The 17,638-nt window shown below is 50.2% G+C and carries 10 protein-coding genes; all 10 read left to right on the top strand.

What is annotated here, in order from left to right:
- The first annotated feature begins 50 nt into the window (after nt 1–50).
- The 10 genes from ACYQ15_RS15170 to ACYQ15_RS15125 all read left to right on the top strand — a co-directional run bounded on the left by ACYQ15_RS15170 (nt 51) and on the right by ACYQ15_RS15125 (nt 17,626).
- On the top strand, nt 51–2,129 hold the full coding sequence (locus tag ACYQ15_RS15170) for a LamG-like jellyroll fold domain-containing protein (protein WP_459938346.1): 2,079 nt from the start codon (nt 51–53) through the stop codon (nt 2,127–2,129).
- A 473-nt stretch (nt 2,130–2,602) separates the two neighbouring features.
- Complete coding sequence (locus ACYQ15_RS15165; protein WP_459938345.1) at nt 2,603–2,965, top strand: hypothetical protein; 363 nt, start codon at nt 2,603–2,605, stop codon at nt 2,963–2,965.
- A gap of 287 nt (nt 2,966–3,252) precedes the next feature.
- Nucleotides 3,253–5,613 (top strand): hypothetical protein, encoded by a 2,361-nt coding sequence (locus tag ACYQ15_RS15160; protein ID WP_459938344.1) that lies wholly within the window; start codon nt 3,253–3,255, stop codon nt 5,611–5,613.
- A gap of 20 nt (nt 5,614–5,633) precedes the next feature.
- The gene (locus ACYQ15_RS15155; RefSeq protein ID WP_459938343.1) at nt 5,634–6,836 is read left to right on the top strand and encodes a glycosyltransferase family 2 protein; all 1,203 of its coding nucleotides are present in this window, start codon (nt 5,634–5,636) and stop codon (nt 6,834–6,836) included.
- Between the two features lie 100 nt (nt 6,837–6,936).
- A complete protein-coding gene (locus ACYQ15_RS15150) occupies nt 6,937–7,785 on the top strand; it encodes a glycosyltransferase family 2 protein (protein WP_459938342.1) in 849 nt (282 codons plus the stop codon).
- 140 nt (nt 7,786–7,925) lie between these two features.
- Complete coding sequence (locus ACYQ15_RS15145) at nt 7,926–9,026, top strand: glycosyltransferase (protein WP_459938341.1); 1,101 nt, start codon at nt 7,926–7,928, stop codon at nt 9,024–9,026.
- Nucleotides 9,027–9,083: 57 nt separating this feature from the next.
- Nucleotides 9,084–11,327 (top strand): hypothetical protein, encoded by a 2,244-nt coding sequence (locus ACYQ15_RS15140; RefSeq protein WP_459938340.1) that lies wholly within the window; start codon nt 9,084–9,086, stop codon nt 11,325–11,327.
- 121 nt (nt 11,328–11,448) lie between these two features.
- Nucleotides 11,449–12,447: a lysylphosphatidylglycerol synthase transmembrane domain-containing protein gene (locus ACYQ15_RS15135; RefSeq protein WP_459938339.1), complete on the top strand. Its 999-nt coding sequence runs from the start codon at nt 11,449–11,451 to the stop codon at nt 12,445–12,447.
- Between the two features lie 694 nt (nt 12,448–13,141).
- Nucleotides 13,142–15,007: a glycosyltransferase family protein gene (locus ACYQ15_RS15130; RefSeq protein ID WP_459938338.1), complete on the top strand. Its 1,866-nt coding sequence runs from the start codon at nt 13,142–13,144 to the stop codon at nt 15,005–15,007.
- A 57-nt stretch (nt 15,008–15,064) separates the two neighbouring features.
- Nucleotides 15,065–17,626, top strand: coding sequence for a glycosyltransferase family protein (locus ACYQ15_RS15125; RefSeq protein WP_459938337.1), 2,562 nt, complete (start codon nt 15,065–15,067; stop codon nt 17,624–17,626).
- Nucleotides 17,627–17,638: the final 12 nt, after the last annotated feature.

Raw genomic sequence — 17,638 nt, 5'->3', positions numbered from 1 at the left:
TATTTATGATGATTTTTCGAATATGGCTGGCTTTTTTTTGTGTATTGTTCATGGTATTAACCGGATGCTCCCAGGAGAAGGATCCTCGTTCCGAAGAGCAAAGAGCAGCCGACTTTGGCCTTGCAAGTGAAGTTCGTGAATTGACCGGCGGGCCGACGCGACTTGTCTGGATTCAGGACATGGGGCAAGGTACGGATTTCCTGGCGCAAGGCACGGAGTTGCGCATGATGGCCCTTGACTCAGATGATGGCCGCGGCAAGCGTGTGTTGCTGGACGGTCCGCGCAACATGGCCAAGCCCATGTTCACGGCAAACGGTGAATGGATTGTTTTCTCCGATCGTGACAACCATCGCGTCCACGCCCTTCGCTGGGATGGGGCCAGGCTTTTAGACCTGGGCCCAGGGTTTGGGTTGACTTCGTGGGTTGATCCGGAAACGGGAATCGAGTGGCTTTATGTGGCCAGGGAGCAGGTGGACAAACATCGCACGCTGGCTTCCTATGAATCATTGTGGCGGTATCCTTTATTCAGATCCGCGAGAGCGAGCAGACCGCAGCAGTATTCCAAGAGGACCAGATCACGCGAAGAGTTGGTTTGGAACCAAACCAAGGTCAGTGAAGACAGCTTCCAGATTTCCATGGACGGACGCTACGCCAGCACGGCATTCCCCTGGCCCCATATGGGGATTCTCGATCGAGAGACCGGACTTTGGAACCGCCTCGGCCAAGGGTGCTGGGGGGCCATGTCGCCGGACAATGACCATCTTTTTTGGATTTTTGACGGTCCACATCGCAACGTGTCCATGTTTCGGGTAGGTACGGACGAGAATTGGACCGTGAACGTGAACAGCGCCCCAGGCATGGACGGATACGAGGTCTATCATCCACGGTGGTCAAATCACCCCCGGATTATCGCTGTTACCGGCCCCTACAAAGTTGGGGAAGGTTCAAACAAGATTCATGGAGGAGGGAACGAGGTTAAAGTCTACCTGGGGCGGCTCAACCAGGAACGGACCGAAGTCGAAGCCTGGGTCATGGTCACGGACGACAAGCTTCCGGACTTTTATCCAGATGTCTGGGTCCAAGGAGGTCTTGTCGAAAAGATGGCTGACCAGGAAGTTCAGCAAACGAAAGAACCTGTCGCCTTTGCATCAAGATGGCCGGCGAATCCTGAAGGCCTTGTGTATATTTGGGAAAACGCCGCAGGCAAGCATGAAGTTGTCGACCCCCAAAGCAGGTCGCAGTTCATTTTTCGCCCCGAACCACGTCACCTTGCCCGGTACGACCGGAATCATGCCATGCTTCTTGATGGTGGTTTTTTTATCGATGATACGGCCGGCAGCCATTTGACAAGGCATGCACCCATGGACTCTTTTGCATTGGAATTTGTTGCCACGCAATCAATGGTGCAACCTTTCGACGAAAGCTGGTTTTTTTCAGTGATCACAGCTACCGGGCCTGAATTGACCATAGCTTCCAGCCATGGAACCTGGAAAATGCAATCCCGGGATATGGAGATCAATCTCGGACCGGCTGATGCGGAACAGCCTGCCCACATCGCCCTGTCTTATTCAGCTGGAAAATTGCACGCATTTATAAATAGTGAACTCGTGGTTTCCGAAACAGTTGCCTTGGATCCCAATAGCTGGGGAGACGCCGCATTTCTGTTCGGGGGGAACAGCAACGGCAATTTTGACTGGCAGGGCAGCCTGGAGAATTTTGCCTTCTATGACAGATCGTTGGGCAAGGAAGAAATCATAGTGAATCACCAGCTTGTCGAGACCAAGCTGTCGCAGCGCGACGTTCCGAACAGGGTCCTGGTCCGGGCAAGTGTCAGCCAGGCATCGGCCGTGCCCGCCCCCAAGGATATCGCACCGTATCAACGAGGTTTGGTGGTTAACGAGTACGAAGTGATCGAAGTGCTGAAAGGCAAACTCAACGCTGACCAATTTCTGGCTGCGCACTGGGCGATTCTGGACGAAACGATCCTGGATACGGCCTATCGTATTCCTGGATCAGAACACGTCATGCTTCTTGAACGCTTTGACGAGCGTAAGGAACTTGAAGGGGAGCGCCTGGCCCAGGAAATAGATAATTTTTTTCTGGAATTGTATTTTGATTTGTACCTATGATGCCTGTGCAATGTATTTCCGAAGGCCATCATCTTCGACATGGACGGCACATTGTACGATCAGCCTCAATGTGTCGAAAAATGCGCCGTGAGCTTGCAATTCACTTTATCCATTCTCCACTAACCGGCTTGAGAACCATCAAAACTCTGGCCACCTTTCGCCGTCTGCGCGAAAACTTGCCATCAATGGAAGTCCAGCAATCTGGCTCAGGCACAGTATGCAATGGTCGCGCAACGTATCAACTATCCTCGCAACTACTCAGTTGAGGTCCGTGTTACTTTGATTTTGCGGCCTCGCCAACTCCTTCGCCGGCTTCGTAACACCGAACCATTGCTTGAATAAACAACACTCGTGCTCCAGGAGTCCGGCAATGTTTCGGTGAACGAATCCTGGCTCAGTCAAACAGGCGAGACCGCAAAATCAAAGCAACACGGACCATCCCTGCTTCAACTGCTGAATAGTTACCTACCCTCTTGAAAAAGGTCTACACTCATTACACTCATTTAAAAGTCGAGCTTCAACGGTCTTTACGTCATTTGCCATCCTGTAAATTCTCCGGTTTGGAATCGTTTCTCAATCACTTGGCCGATCAACGTGTTGCAACGACTGTTTTTTCCGACTATCCGTCACAGGCAAAAGTTCAATGCATGGAGTTGGAGTTTTTCTTGCTTCTGGAAGCCGAAGATGAGCGGAGTGAACCGCTTAAGCCGGATCCTAAAGGATTAAATGTCTGCGCTGAACTCCTCGGTGTTGATCCGGCGGAATCTCTTTTGTCGGCGACTGGGATGGCCGGGATGGCGAGTGCGCACGAAGATCCGGCGTGCCGTATCTTTTAGATTCCACAGCATCGACATCAGAATACATTTTGTTCCTACAAGCAACTGCTTGAGTCATTTCAGTAAAAACTGTATGGAAATCATCCTGATTCTGCAGAAGCACAAAATCCTTCGCCGCATCGCAATATCGAATCATTGCGTGATGAACTACATTTTGTGCTTCAGGTCCTGCAGTGGTTCGACAACCAAAACTTGGCTCATTCAGTCATGAGAAGCTGTAACCCAAGCAAGCCGTAGTTTTTCGGTCTGCGGCAGGTTCGCTGGATTTATTTGCCAAAGCTTGAGAGATGAAAAAATTTTTGGTTGAATTTCGTTATTTTTTTGCCGCGCTGGTCGGCATCTCCCTCGGTATCTTTTATACCGTTTACTTCCTTCTGCATCCCCCGGTGTACGCCTTTCGTCTCAAAGCAGAGGGGTTGAGTTTCGCGCTTTGGCCATCAGACCAGATTATGAATCTGCGTTGGATTTTGGCGTTTTTGGCTCTTCTCCTGGCAGGCGCGGCCGTGACCCTTTGCCTTTGGGCCGCGAAAAAAGCGCAATCGTGGGAGCACCCGCGGGTTCGACGGGCCATTGATGCCCTTACCCCTCTGAGTGTGCTGCCAATCGCATGCGTGCCGCTTTTCACGGCCGATCTTATCCCACCAGTATTGAGCACCAATGTACCGCTGTTCATTCTGCTTGGAGCGTTTTCCCTTTCCCTGGCAACATTTCTCACTCCGCTGCTTGATGCGGGGACAGTCAGCAATCAAAAGACATGGCCTTGGGCATGGAGCATTTTCTTGATTGCCCTGATCGGCTATGCGCACGGAGGCTACCAGTTTTCCAAAGCCGTTGGCGAGCATATCGGTGATGAAGGGCACTATCTGATTCAGGCACAAAGCCTTTACGAAGATGGGAACCTTGATATCAAAAATCAATTAATGAGTTCTTTAGGTTTGGACCCTTCTCATATTGATCGAGGCTATTATCACGTCGCCTGGCAATCACGTGACGACGCTTGGTATAGCTGGCATCCCTTTGGCCTGTCACTGCTATTGGCGCCATCCTGGAAGTGGGGACTTGGTGGCAGGCATATTGTTTTGGGTATCATATCCGGGGCTGGCTTGGCGGGCCTTTTTTTGCTTTGCCGCCGAATGGGCGCCGGAACAGTCGCTTCCTCATTGGCTGTTCTTTCTTTGGGAGCCAGTACCTATTGGATCTTGTACTCATTTCGAGCATTACCAGAAGTCCTGGGCGCAACACTGATCATTTGGGCTTTTTGGGCAATAGCTGCACAGAATCATCGGCCTTGGACGACGCTCTTCGTTGCGGCAGCCTGCTGCATATATCTCCCCTTTGCGCAAACCCGTTTCATTCCCATGAGCTTGATGGCGATTGGGCTTTACGGGCTGTTCGGCCTGCTTGGAAACGAAAAACTCCGCCCGAAGTTGATCCGCCTGTCAACCTTTACTGCTTGTTGCCTGGCGGGATATGGAATTTATCTTGCCGTCCAGCTCTCCATGTTTTCAGGAGGAAGCTCCTACCCGATAAGAGACGTCCTGCTTTCTTATCCCTTCGGTGCATGGGCTGCGATTGCCAGTGATCGTGGCATCATATCTTTACTACCCGTCTTTTTCTGGCTGTTCGGGGCCATGGTCGTCTGGTTTTGGGTGGACAAGAAAAATCGTCTTTTTTGTTTTGGGATTAGTGCGACGTTTCTCGCCTGCCTGCTGACGTCTACAACATATTATGGCTGGACAGGAGGTTCCAGCGTTCCCGGACGCTACCTTGTCGCTGTTACGCCTCTACTCTTTGTTGGTAGTGCCGTGATGCTTGAGAGGGTTAGTGTTGTGGCTCGTTCATGGTTTATTTTTCTGAGTCTCTTTTCCGTGATGATTTTCTTTCTGTTGTGGAATCATCTTCCCCTGATAGGTCGATCATTCATTTTTCCAAGACATGAAATCAGCATGTTCCCGTTATTGCAAGATTTTATTTTTCCACATTCTTCCTTTTTGAATCCACTCAGTGAATATTCAAAATATACCCATCTATTCGTTGTTTTTTCTCTTGCTTTAACTATTATGGTTATAGCAATTCGCAATAAGTACCAACAAATCTCTTACTTTTTAATAACATCAATGCTATTATTGGGACTTTTTATTCATGATAAGATTTCCCTTGGTAGATTTTCATTTCAAAAATATATCAGATCATTAGAAATTGATAAAATGAGCACCATAAATATAAATCATGGATCAGAAAGATCCCCATGGAAGCAGCACCTCGGGTTACACGCAATGCCTGCATTCACTGGGAAAAATTTTCATCTTGATGGTCTGAATATACGTGTTGCCTCACAAGATACAGATCCTGCAGGCTTTATGGCTTTCGGAAACTATATCTACATTTTTCCTGGAAGTTTCAAAGTGAACTTTGGTTTCATGACAGAAAACTGTTTCGATAGCTGTGTCGTCGCGTCGCTGGATGTTTCAAGTGACGATGGACGATCTATTCTGCAAAAAACCGATATTCCATGTCAAAACAACAAGAATACGGAAAAACTACATATATTTGCAGATCGTTTCCTGGTGGTCGAGCCAAGAGTCTATTATCATGGATGTGGTGATGTTGTTTTAAAAGATATTTATATTGAAGAGGTTATAGATTGACAGCGAGGGGGAGCAAGCTGATGCTTCAAAAGGAGAATGTCGAAGTCAAGTGTCCGGAATCAGGCGTGTGCGAGCTTTCCATCATCATGCCATGTCTCAATGAAGCGGAAACGCTTGCTGTTTGTATTCAAAAAGCTCAGCAATTTCTGAAAGCACATTCGGTTGCCGGAGAGGTAATCGTCGCGGACAATGGAAGCAGCGACGGTTCCCAGAAAATCGCCCGCGACAACGGTGCGCGTGTTGTTGACATTGCTGAGCAGGGCTACGGGAGCGCCTTGATGGGCGGGATCAATGCGGCACGGGGCAAATTCGTTATCATGGGTGATTCGGATGACAGTTACGACTTTTCCGCATTAATGCCTTTTCTGCAGAAACTCCGCGAAGGAAATGAATTGGTCATGGGCAACCGGTTTCGCGGTGGAATCAAGCCAAGGGCCATGCCCTTGCTGCACCGATACCTCGGAAATCCCGTATTGACCGGCCTTGGCCGTCTGTTCTTCAAGAGTCCGATAGGCGACTTTCATTGCGGACTGCGCGGATTTCGCAAGACAGCCATCCAAAACCTGAACCTGCGGACAACAGGCATGGAGTTCGCCAGTGAAATGGTGGTCAAGGCAACCCTGAACAAGCTGCGCATTGCGGAGGTTCCCACCACGCTCTCTCCGGATGGCCGCAGTCGTCCCCCGCATTTGCGCAGTTGGCGCGATGGCTGGAGGCACCTTCGGTTTCTCCTGATCTACAGCCCTCGCTGGTTGTTCCTGTATCCCGGGATCGGCATGTTCTTGCTGGGCGCACTCGGCATGTTCGGACTGGCTCTTGGCCCCGTCCGGATCGGGGGCCTTGGATTGGACATCCACTCAATGCTGTATGCAGCATTGTTCATCATGCTTGGGCTGCAAAGCATTTCTTTTGCGGTTTTTTCAAAAATTATTGGTATTTCCATGGAGTTCTTGCCCCGAGACGAAAAGGTCGACAACTTTCTCAAATTATTTACCTTGGAGCGTGGTCTTGTTCTCGGGCTGACCATCATTCTGGCAGGACTTGCAGGATCGGCGTATGCCTTGGCGATTTGGAAAAATACTTCTTTCGGCCCACTTGCCCCCCAACAAGTCATGCGCATCACGATTCCGTCACTGACGTTCATCGTTATCGGGATTCATCTGGTATTCAGCAGTTTTTTCCTCAGCATTTTTTCAGTTCGGCACAAGGCATGTGAATCGTGACTTTTTCTGTTCTAAACGGCTTGCGACAACGTCGTCTCATCCTCACCGTGGAGAGCATCCAGCTTCCGCCAGGGAGCCCCTATTCAAAATAATAATTCCTATGAGCAGCCACGACGTTCCTCTTTCCATTTGCATTCCAGCGTACAATTCTGAACGCTTCATATCCGAGACCATCCGGTCCGTTCTGACGCAGACACGCCAAGATTTCGAGCTGATCATCGTTGACGATTGCTCAACGGATAAGACTTACGAGATTGTCACATCCCATGACGACCCGCGAATCCGCCGTTACAGAAACCTGCGCAATATTGGCGCGGAGGGGAATTGGAACAAATGCCTTGAGTTGGCAAGAGGAAGATATATCAAGATTCTGCCGGGAGACGACACACTCTACCCCACCTGTCTGGAGCGTCAGGCTAACGTTTTGGACGATCCGGACAACACGCAGATTGCGTTGACCTACTGTTCCCGCGACGTGGTTGATGCGAACGGGGCTTTTGTCATGAAAGCGAGATTTTCCCGGACCGGAAAAGTCGGCCGTCGAGAAATGGTCAAAAAAAACGTTCGCCATGGCATGAACGTAATCGGGGAACCGGGTGCCGTGCTTTTCCGGTCTGAAGCAGCCAGAAAGGCCGGCCTTTTCGATGCCGGCCTGCCCTACATCATCGACCTGAACTACTGGTTGCGACTGCTTGAACACGGCGACGCCTACGCTATATCCGAACCTTTGTGCACATTCAGGCTGACCAACGCGAACTGGAGCGTTGTTCTCGGCAAGTCGCGCCGCGGCAATTATCTGCGCTTCATTGACCGTCTTCGAAACGATCCAGCAAACGGCGTCACATTCAGCGATGCCTTCATCGGAAAAGGACGGGCGTACATCAACGAGTTGCTCCGCTCCCTGATTTACACCTATGTTCGAAAACGCACTGATGCAGCCATTCGGTAACAGACCTGCATCTTCACTCGATCATTTTCCTGTTTTTCGGAGAGAGGTCTTGGCGTACCCAATTTCCTAAATTTCGCGTTGTATGAAAGCGCCATGACAGGAATCACGCTTTATTGCTGAGCTCTGCCTTTCGTTAAGATATGAATATCACTCTGGCACATCACTGGCTCGTGGACATGCGAGGCGGAGAAAAAGTTTTGGAACAACTGTGCTTGTTGTTTCCGAGAGCACAGATCCTGACCCTTCTCGCGTCGCCAAACAACTCCAGTGACATCATTTCCCGCCACTCGATTCGACAAACACTGCTCGGACAACTACCGCAGGCACACCGTTACTATCGCTATTGCCTGCCGCTGTTCCCGCTGTTTCTTCTGAACAAAAAGGCCTCCGGCGATTTGCTGATCAGTTCCGACGCCTCACTCATCAAGGCCATTGGCAAAGCTCCGGGAACTCAGCATGTTTGTTATTGTCACTCACCGCCACGTTATCTTTGGGATCTCCAAGAGGAATACCTGAAGAGCATGTCCAGGGGCCTGGGAACTATTCTTAAAATGTGCACGGGATATCTTCGTGCTTTTGACCGCAGGGCATCCCGCAACGTAGATCATTTTATTGCCAATTCCTCCTTTGTCGTGGACCGAATCCGCAGATGCTACGGCCGAAAAGCCAGCGTAGTCTATCCACCCGTCGATGTGTCCGGATTTACTCCTGGTGCCTCGCCGGAAAACTTTTATCTCATTGTTTCAGCTTTGGAGCCCTATAAGCGCATCGACATTGCCGTGAAAGCTTTTAATCGACTCGGACTGCGGTTGGTTATTATCGGTGAAGGACCGGAACGCCGAAGACTTGAATCTCTGGCCACAAGCAGGATCACCTTTCTCGGAGCGCAACCCTTTGAGATTTTGCGAAGTCACTACCAGCGGTGCAAAGCTTTTGTTTTCCCTGGCATTGAAGACTTCGGTATATCTCCTCTGGAAGCTCAGGCTGCTGGGCGTCCGGTCATTGCATTGGGGCGTGGCGGCGCCCTTGAAACCGTCATTGATAATGCGACTGGAATATTCTTCACCGAACAGACGGAAGATTCCTTGATCGAAGCCGTTGGACGCATGGAGCGAGAAGCCGGGGATTTTGATCCTCGCAGCTGTCGTGAAAATGCGTTGCGATTCAGGCCGGAGGTTTTTCGCAGCCAAATGTTGGCAACGTTGGCGGCCTTCTATCCAGATCTTTTTAGAGCCGGGTGAACTGTGCGAGCAAGGGAATTGCGAGAAAAAGAATTACTCTGTTGGGCCTTGTGGTTCATGTCTCTGGCAATCGGCGGCGCATCTGTTGCATGGTCTCCATGGATGCCAGAGGCCGGATTTGAATTGCTTAATCTTGATGCGTCGGCCATGACGTCCTTCCAGGTACGTTTTATTTCAACGATTCTCCTGGCCGTTTTTCCACTGACTTTTGTCTGGCTTTTCAAAAAAAAGGATTCACTCGGGCACGGTCCACTTAACCTGCTAGCACCTCTTGCCGCCTTGCCGATCGTGGGCATTGTCTCCATCCATTATGAACTCTTGACGATTTCTTTTGCCACCAACTTTCGTTTCTTCTTTCCCTTGGCCTTGCTCGCGATTGTCATCGGACGCTTCTGGAAAGGGGACCTTCCGTCCACGCACCCTGCGCGATACTGGTTGGCGATTTTCCTGCTTCCAGTCTGGGTCTTTTCAGCTTGGCTCTGCTTTTACACGGACCGACAAGTTGGAACGAGTTCCGGGGATGAAGTTGTCTACATCATCAAGACCGACAGTCTATTCACGGATAGAACTCTGGATATGAAACAATCCTGGGCGCGCTTGCTGCATGGGGGGGATGTCGAGCAACTTGTACCTCGTGAACACATGCATCTGGACCCAACAGCTCGTGACGGTCACTGGTATTCCTGGCACCCCGTCGGACTTCCGCTCCTCCTGGCCCCCTTTTGGCTGATTGCTGAAGACCAGGCCAACCTGCTCGGGCGAAGTATAGGAATGGGGCTGCTAGCCACGCTGGGTGTCTTGGGGCTTTGGCTGCTGTGCAAACGTGCAGGTGCCTCGGACAAGGCAACACTGCTGACGCTGACCATCGTTTGCGGGAGCGTCTACTGGCTGAGTTTTTCGAGTCGGGTTTTGACGGAGATACCCGGCGCTGCCTTGTTGATCTGGCTGTTTTGGGCGATTTCCGCCACGAAAGATCGTCCATGGTCCGCACTTGTCGTCGCCATCCTCACCACCGCCTACTGTCCTTTTATGCATCTCCGTTTGCTCCCACTGGGCATGACCGGAGGTTTCTTCTACCTGCTTGCGGTTTTCAAAGGTCCTGGTGAACGTAACGACAAACTGCTTCGTACTGGCCTGTACGTCGGTGCGGTGGCTGTTGCGTATGCTGGATGGGTGTATCTGCAATGGCGACTATTTGAAACCCCGTCCCGTCCGGTCTCAGAAAACCTCTTCTACTACCTGCCGGGGGTATGGCAAATTTTTTTAGACAGGTACGCCGCTGGCGCAGGTTTTTTGGCTTTGTACGCCCTGCTTGCCGCACAGGTGGTCTGGCTGCTTCGCGAAAATACTCAACGGTTGGTTCAATACGGTATCATGGCGGTTTTTGTCGTTTGCGTAATTTTGAACTGTACGAATATCTACATGTTCGTTTCCTGGTGGGACAGCACTCCAGGGCGATATCTTTTCTTTGTTGTTCCATTGCTGGCACCTGGTCTTGCCGTCACCCTGACAACTGCCTCTCGGCCGGCACGAACTTTTTTTCTTTTCTTGGGGCTGGTATCCCTGGCCACCACCTTCGTCTACTTCAGTAACCTTTCTGAGGCACCTAAACGGACACTGGCCCACCACCTTTTGTTTCTGGCCCAACAGCCGGAAATGCTCGGTTTTTTCATGCCCTTCGCCACCTACTATGAACACTCTCCGCTGGTCGCGAGAATTGCCACCGCAGTTTTCGCCGTAACGTTTTTCTTTTGCAGTTATGTCCTTCTACGTCTGAAAACGGATTATTGGGGCGCTAAAGGGCTGACTTGCGTCGCCTTGCTTGTGCTCACGGGAGTCATCGCACACGCCGCACAACCCGTTAACCCCAACCTGCGCGTACTTGAGCCGACTCGTTTATACATCGAGATACTGGCTGTGAATACGCACCAACTGACCGGAAAGAACGCGCCCAATCCAGATCGTGATGAGCATATGGTTCGCATAGGCCTTACTGATGAACATCTACCTGACTACTTGGCTTTCGGGCGCCACACGGCCCTTCCGGAAGGACAATATCTTGTCGAATTCGATTTCAAATTAGAACCGGAATCAGTGAACGAACCAATAATTACCCTTGAAGTGGCAACTGATGAAGGAAAACGAATACTCCTCAAGGAGTATGTCTCAGGACAGTCCGGATGGACGACAAAACGGTTGAATCTAAATATTGATGAACCGACGATTGTGGAGCCGAGGGTCTTTTATCATGGCACTGGTGACGCAATGTTAGCTGAAATACGCATTCGCCAAAAGGATTAAGTCTCTTTCACTGATCAGCAATGGACTCCATAGAGCGTTTCAACGCATGGTCTATAACTCACTTCTTTTTCAACAAACCTCGCGCATCAACATGTTCAATTGGAATTTGTAATCACTCACCGTGTCCAAAACAAAACTCCCTTCTTTAGTCAAAATTTTTATAATTATCGTCTGTTTTTTGGTAATTTCCTACTCTGTTGATCTTTCTGAAGTTCCATCTACAATTCAAGGGATTACAAAGCCATATTTGATAGCCTCCTTTCTATTTCTGTTCGCGGATACGTTTCTGATGGCAATCAGATGTCTTATTTTATTTAAAAGTAAAAACATATTAATCAAACCACTTCATTTGCTAAGAATTTTTTTTGTAAGCAATTTTTTAAGTTTGGCTGTTCCTAGCAGCGTTGGCGCAGATGCTTTGCGAATCATCATGCTGAAAAAAGAGAACTATTGCCTGACCCATAGCACAAGCATAATGGCCATGGACAGAATCATATCCGTTTTGTCCATGGCCTTGTTTTCACTCATCGGCGTGGCAATTATCTGGAACACGTTTCCTGACACTAGAACTCTTTATTTTGTTGTTTTTGCATGCCTTTCTTCGGTGCTTGCATTCGCAATGGCAGTTTCCCGCTTTCCTCAAGACTTCTTGCGGTGGCTGCTAACTCGCTGCGTCTATTTAAAAAATTCCTTTTTGAATCGATATCCAAGAATAATATCTTCGATCGAAAAACTGCTTCATTCTCTCACTGAGATTCATCGCTCCTTCGTTGACTTTCTCTCCAAACCACTCGTGCTTGGGCATGTTTTTTTATGGAACGCCCTGAACCAGATATTCCGGATATTTCAGGTACATTTTTTGTTTCTTGCTTTAGGTTTTCCTGTATCCTTGTACCTGGAATTTGCTTTTGTCCCTATCATCATGCTGCTGACCTTGCTTCCAATCACCTATTTCGGCCTCGGTGTGCGAGAAGGCGCCTTCATATTCTTTTTCTCCCAGGTCGGTGTACCTCCCTCGGTATCTCTTTCCGTGGCTCTACTGACGTACCTTCTGATTGTCGTAGGAATGCTTCCTGGCGCCTTGCTGTTGTGGTATCGCCCTCCAACTGAACCGAGCTGACAAGCACTCGTTGCTTGTACTCTCCATTCAAATAATCACAGCAGGAACCGATCATCATGTATGTATTCAGCTTGCACCATATATCCATATTGCTCGGCCCGATCACTGGATCAAAACTTCTTCGTGGTGCCTGGCGATCAATAGTTCTATCCGGTTTGCTCTGGATGGTTCTCGTAAGCATGGTCGCTGCCCCCCCTTGCACTGATCATAGCTTACTGGATGTTCGGAACTTTTCTCATGGCGGCAAAACGATTTGCCGAGTATCGAGAAATTTATGATCCTGCTCGTGCCGCTAAGCACGCGAAATCACTTTGGATACTGAAATGAACGAAGGTTGATTGTAAATATACTTTATTATACGACATTGTTCTTCTTGATGAGTGGTTATTTCATTTCCAGTTATCGTTTTGAACTGCTCCTCGCGGCACCGCTGATAGCGTATTCCATGGCATACTATCTCCGCCTCGGCTTCATCAAAAACAACTTTATTCAGTATCCGGAACGCCTTTTTCGTGAAAAGAGGCTGATGTTGACTGTCGGAATGGTATTCTTGGCCTGCACTGTGCACCTCTTTTTTGATATGGAGTGGCTCAAACTGTTCCTTGCACCAAGAATACAGCCTGATGTGTTTCTTCAGGTTTGCATATCATCCCTCTCACCAGCATAAGTCATACTCACAACCTTGGATTAAACAATGAAACATGATGGCGGGTTGCGTACGCTTGTCGCTCCCATTGCCCTTGCCGTACTTGCTGCTGTTTTTTCATACGGCATAGCTACGCTTGTTTTTCAACGGGCAACCCTTAATGCCGACGAAAACAGTTATGTTTTCCAGGCCTATAATTTTCTGGATGGTGTCGTCGCAAGACCATCACCTCCATATCCCGAGGCATTTCATCATGAAATGATCATTACTTCTCCCGAGGTGGGCTGGCTTTCCAGATATCCTTTCGCACATTCCCTTTTTCTGGCTCCAGGAGTTCTGATTGGTGATCCTTACCTTGTCGTTGCCCTTGCAGCGGGCCTGACCGTCTTTGTAATTTTTTTATCCGGGCGAATGCTCCTTGACCCATCGACTGGCATTATCGCTGCAATATTACTTCTTTTTTCCCCATTTTTTCTGTTCTACAGCGGAACTCTCTTGAGTCACTCCAGCGCATTGCTGGCTGCATCAGGCATGCTTTACGCCTACATCTACTGGCGAAAACATGGCGATATTCGCTTTGCGTTCTTGTCTGGATTATGCTGGGCATTTTTGTTCAACAACAGGACCTATACCGCGCTTCTGATGGCAATGCCCTTCGCGGTTGACTCCCTCTGGCACCTCTATCGCGAACGTACCTGGCGCATGCTCAAAGCCACCAGCTGCTTCGCTCTCGCATCAGGTACCGGAGTCATATTGCTGCTTGCTTACAACTATTTGTCCACCGGCGATCTTTGGACAATGACCTACCTCAAATACACCGACACCCAACGTCTGGGCTTCGGAATTCGACATTTTGGCCGGATCGATCATTCTTTTTTACGTGGAGTTGAGGTTCTTTTTACCAATCTCACGTTGTTGAATACCTGGCTGTGGGGGTTCGCAGGCTCTCTTATTCTATGGGTTGGTCTGACGGTTTTCGGTTGGCGAAAGCAATGGACTCCTTTGTTTGTCGGCACCATCCTTTCGGTATGTCTTGGATATATCTATTTTTGGTATGCTGGGCCACGGGACGCTGGGCCGAGCTACTACTTCGAGTTGCTCCCTTTTTTTGTTCTGAGCGCTGCGTTTGGTGTTCAAAAGATGCTCACCCATGTCCGAACAAGACACGTCGTCGTGGTCATGGCTGTCTGGCTTGTTTTCAACGCCGTGTTCACCTTGGATGCCGCGAAAGGATTTTATGAGCGAAACGCACCGCGCAGAGACTTTCTCGATGCCCTTGAGCACGCTCCCCGACCATCTTTGATCTTCATTTCCAAAGCAGAGCACCATGAAGCATTCAAGGACGGCAACGACATGGTCTTCAACCCCCGTGGTCTCAAGGAAGACATTGTCGTCGCGCGTTGGAACGAACATTCCAACCAAGCCTTGATGCGTCGTTTCGAAGATCGTGTTTCCTTGAAATTTGCTATGAGCAATGGGATGTTTTCGTTCATGCCCATGCCGGAAAGAATGAACATCGAAAGCCCCATGGGCGGTTTTTATCGCTTCACAGGCACGGATGTCTCCGACTCGAATATTCGCGGCGGATTGCTGCGGGTTGCTCGGGAAGGTGAGCATGTCCAAGGCTTTCTCGCTTTCGGCAGTTATTATCACTTGTATCCAGGACGATTTGCCGTGGAGTTTGACATCAAAGCCAACTCCGGTCATGGCGACTCACCAGCGATGCTTCTCGAGGTGGTTCATGACAGCGGGCGTGAAACAATTGCCTCAAGAAAGGTCGGGTTTGGCGAAGAATGGAGAGTGGAACGTTTTGAGTTCGATGTGGACGAGTTCATAACCGCGGAGCCGCGAGTATTTTTTTACGGCAATGGTGAAGTTCAAGTTGCCGCGGTGCGCGTTATGGAAATCCAGTAATTTGGCTGAGGATGTGGATCTTGCATTCCCAGCAAAGCGTTTAAAAAAAGAGTTGACATGAAAACACGACAGTTGATTCCCGTAACCCTGTTGTTGTCGATATTCGCATGGATAGTGCTCTCATGGCCGCTCCCCATGCACATGAACAAGGCGATCACGCTTTCAGCGCACCAAAGCACGGAAAGTATCGTCTACATGATCCCTGGTGACTCCCTGCAGTTGCTGCACTATTTTGAGCTTGTCCATGAATGGATTACGGGGGGGACGCCCTGGTTTTACAACCTTTACGAATTCAACACCGGCGACGATTCCGAGCGTTATTCTCCTGGCGGATACTATGTACCTTTTTCGGTGATTTACAGCGCTGTCAGGTCGTTCACCACGCAAGCCCTAGGAATGAACGTGGCCGGAATCTTTTCCCTTTGGGCTACGGTTTTCGCCACGTGGTTGCTGCTGCGGCGCTACACCAAGGATGAATGGGTGGTCGCGCTGTTCAGCCTTTTCGTGATCTTTTTTCCGTATCGCTGGTCGACGTTATTCGACTCCAGTCCTACAGGTTACGCCATGATGTGGGTTCCAGTCTTGATCCTGGGCCTGGATATCGCGATTCGGGATGGAAAGGCACTAGGCGGGATGTTGGCGGGAATTGCCGTCATTTTTACCTATCTTTGCGATAGTCATGTTTTTTTCTTCAGCGTTCTTATCATTCCTGCATGGTGTTTGCTGGCCATGACCGCTGAATCACGGATTCCTGCACTGGGCATGGAACGAATCAAGCGCATTATTCGCGCCCTGATCCCCGTTGCCGCGACCGGTGGCGTCGTGGTCCTCGCGGTACGAGCTCAAGCCAGGTTTTTGAGCGAAACATCCATGGCTCAGGGGCGAAGCGTCTCCGAGGTCATGCTCTTTTCCCCCCAGGCAAAAGGCTTCTTTGCCTGGCAAGGTTCAAACATTTCCAGTCAAGTCTATGTCGGGTGGAGTATCACGATAATCATCTGTCTAGGCTTGCTTGCCATGACGTGGTCGTTTCTGCGGCGCCCTCGCGAGCAATTCCAATCCATTGTTTTTATCAGCTTGCTCTGTCTGGGCATACTCACTGTAGCGGTTCTGGCCCTGGGACCACACGGACTCCGGTCCGGCGGACTTTTCCTGTTGGCGCGCGAGTTGGTGCCTCCCTACGCCATGATTCGCCAGGCCGGTAAAATTTTCAGCATCATGCCGACATTGCTGGCCGTTGCCGGAGTTCTGGCTTTGACGGCTCTTATCAAGGTCGGCGTCGCGAAAGCCTGGTGGCGCGGGTTCTGCGTCGCCGTTGCGGCTGTGGCATTGTTCTGGGAATACACGGCCCTGAGCACTCCGGATCTCTTGTATCTGCAAGACGAGCAATCGGCATACAGGGCAGTGGCTGAGGACGCACGGAGTCGCGACGTGAATCCTCACATTCTGGTGATTCCGTTATGGCCCGGCGACAGCCATTATTCAGCCACCTACCAACATTTTGCCCTGATGTACCGAATCCGGATGATCAACGGCTATACCCCGGCTGTGTCCATGACCTATTTTGAAGAGGTCTTTCTGCCTTTCCAGAGCATCAACCAGGGTTATCTTTCCACGGAGCAGGTTGGATTACTCCGATCCATGGGAGTCGGACATATTGTCGTGCATGAGGATCTTTATCCTGAAAAAGTCGCACCTTTCCCTGTCAGCTATGCTATCAAACAGTATCTCCAGCATCCTCATCTGGAGTTTTTAGCCCGGGGTGACAGCGTATGGGCTTTCAAAATCCATGAGAGCCCCCAAGTGCAGGACGGATATGTGAGCAAGACGGCTCCAGAGCACAAGCCACCACTTTTTCCCGCCAGGCATTGGGAGATGGAGTGGTCCGCCCACGAAAAGGCAACGCTGATTGAAGACGCCTCTGCAAGCAACAAGAACTACATCATCTTGGATAGGGAAGGGTCCTCGGTCCATCTCGCCCATACAGGGGCTCCGCCTGCCCCTGGATTGCGGTGGATGATCAGGTGCCGGGGCCAGGGACACCTCAAAGCGGAAACACGCTCCGGACCTCACCTCATCAAGGCGGAGCCCGTTGCCGTTGATCATCAGGATTGGTTCTGGCTGGAGTTGCCTGTGCACATCGAGACGCATTCCGATTTGTCCCTGCGTCTGCTTCATGTTTCCGGAATTGTGGAACTTGATTCGGCCTTGATGTCAGCCGGGGATTGGCCACTGCTCCAGCCGGGCGAGACGCTGACCCTCCCGGCCGCGAGCTTTTTCAGGGCGGGTTATACGGATCTCGATCAGCATCAGGTTGTATTCCTGAAGAAATTCTATGCCGAAAGGGTGGTGTTCTATGGCCCGAGAATGCCCTTGGAGCCTGGTCTGTACGAAGTGAGTCTGGCCTACTCCTCAGATGCGGCGCCAGGGGTTGAGATCGGCTCACTGCACGTAACGTCGGACACAGGAACCATGGCCAAGGAAGGCAAGCCTCTCTACCAGGGGCAGGATTGGCGGTTTGAGATGAGGGTGGACAACAATCTTCCGTTCAATATGGATCTTTTTTTCACGGGACAGGCCGACTTGCTCCTGGATTCCATAACGTTCAGACGTCTCGAGTAGCCTTCAAGCCGG

It is taken from the genome of Desulfonatronum parangueonense, from assembly GCF_054656975.1.
The sequence above is the reverse complement of the archived record's forward strand: the minus strand, read 5'-3'. Positions and strand labels throughout refer to the sequence as shown.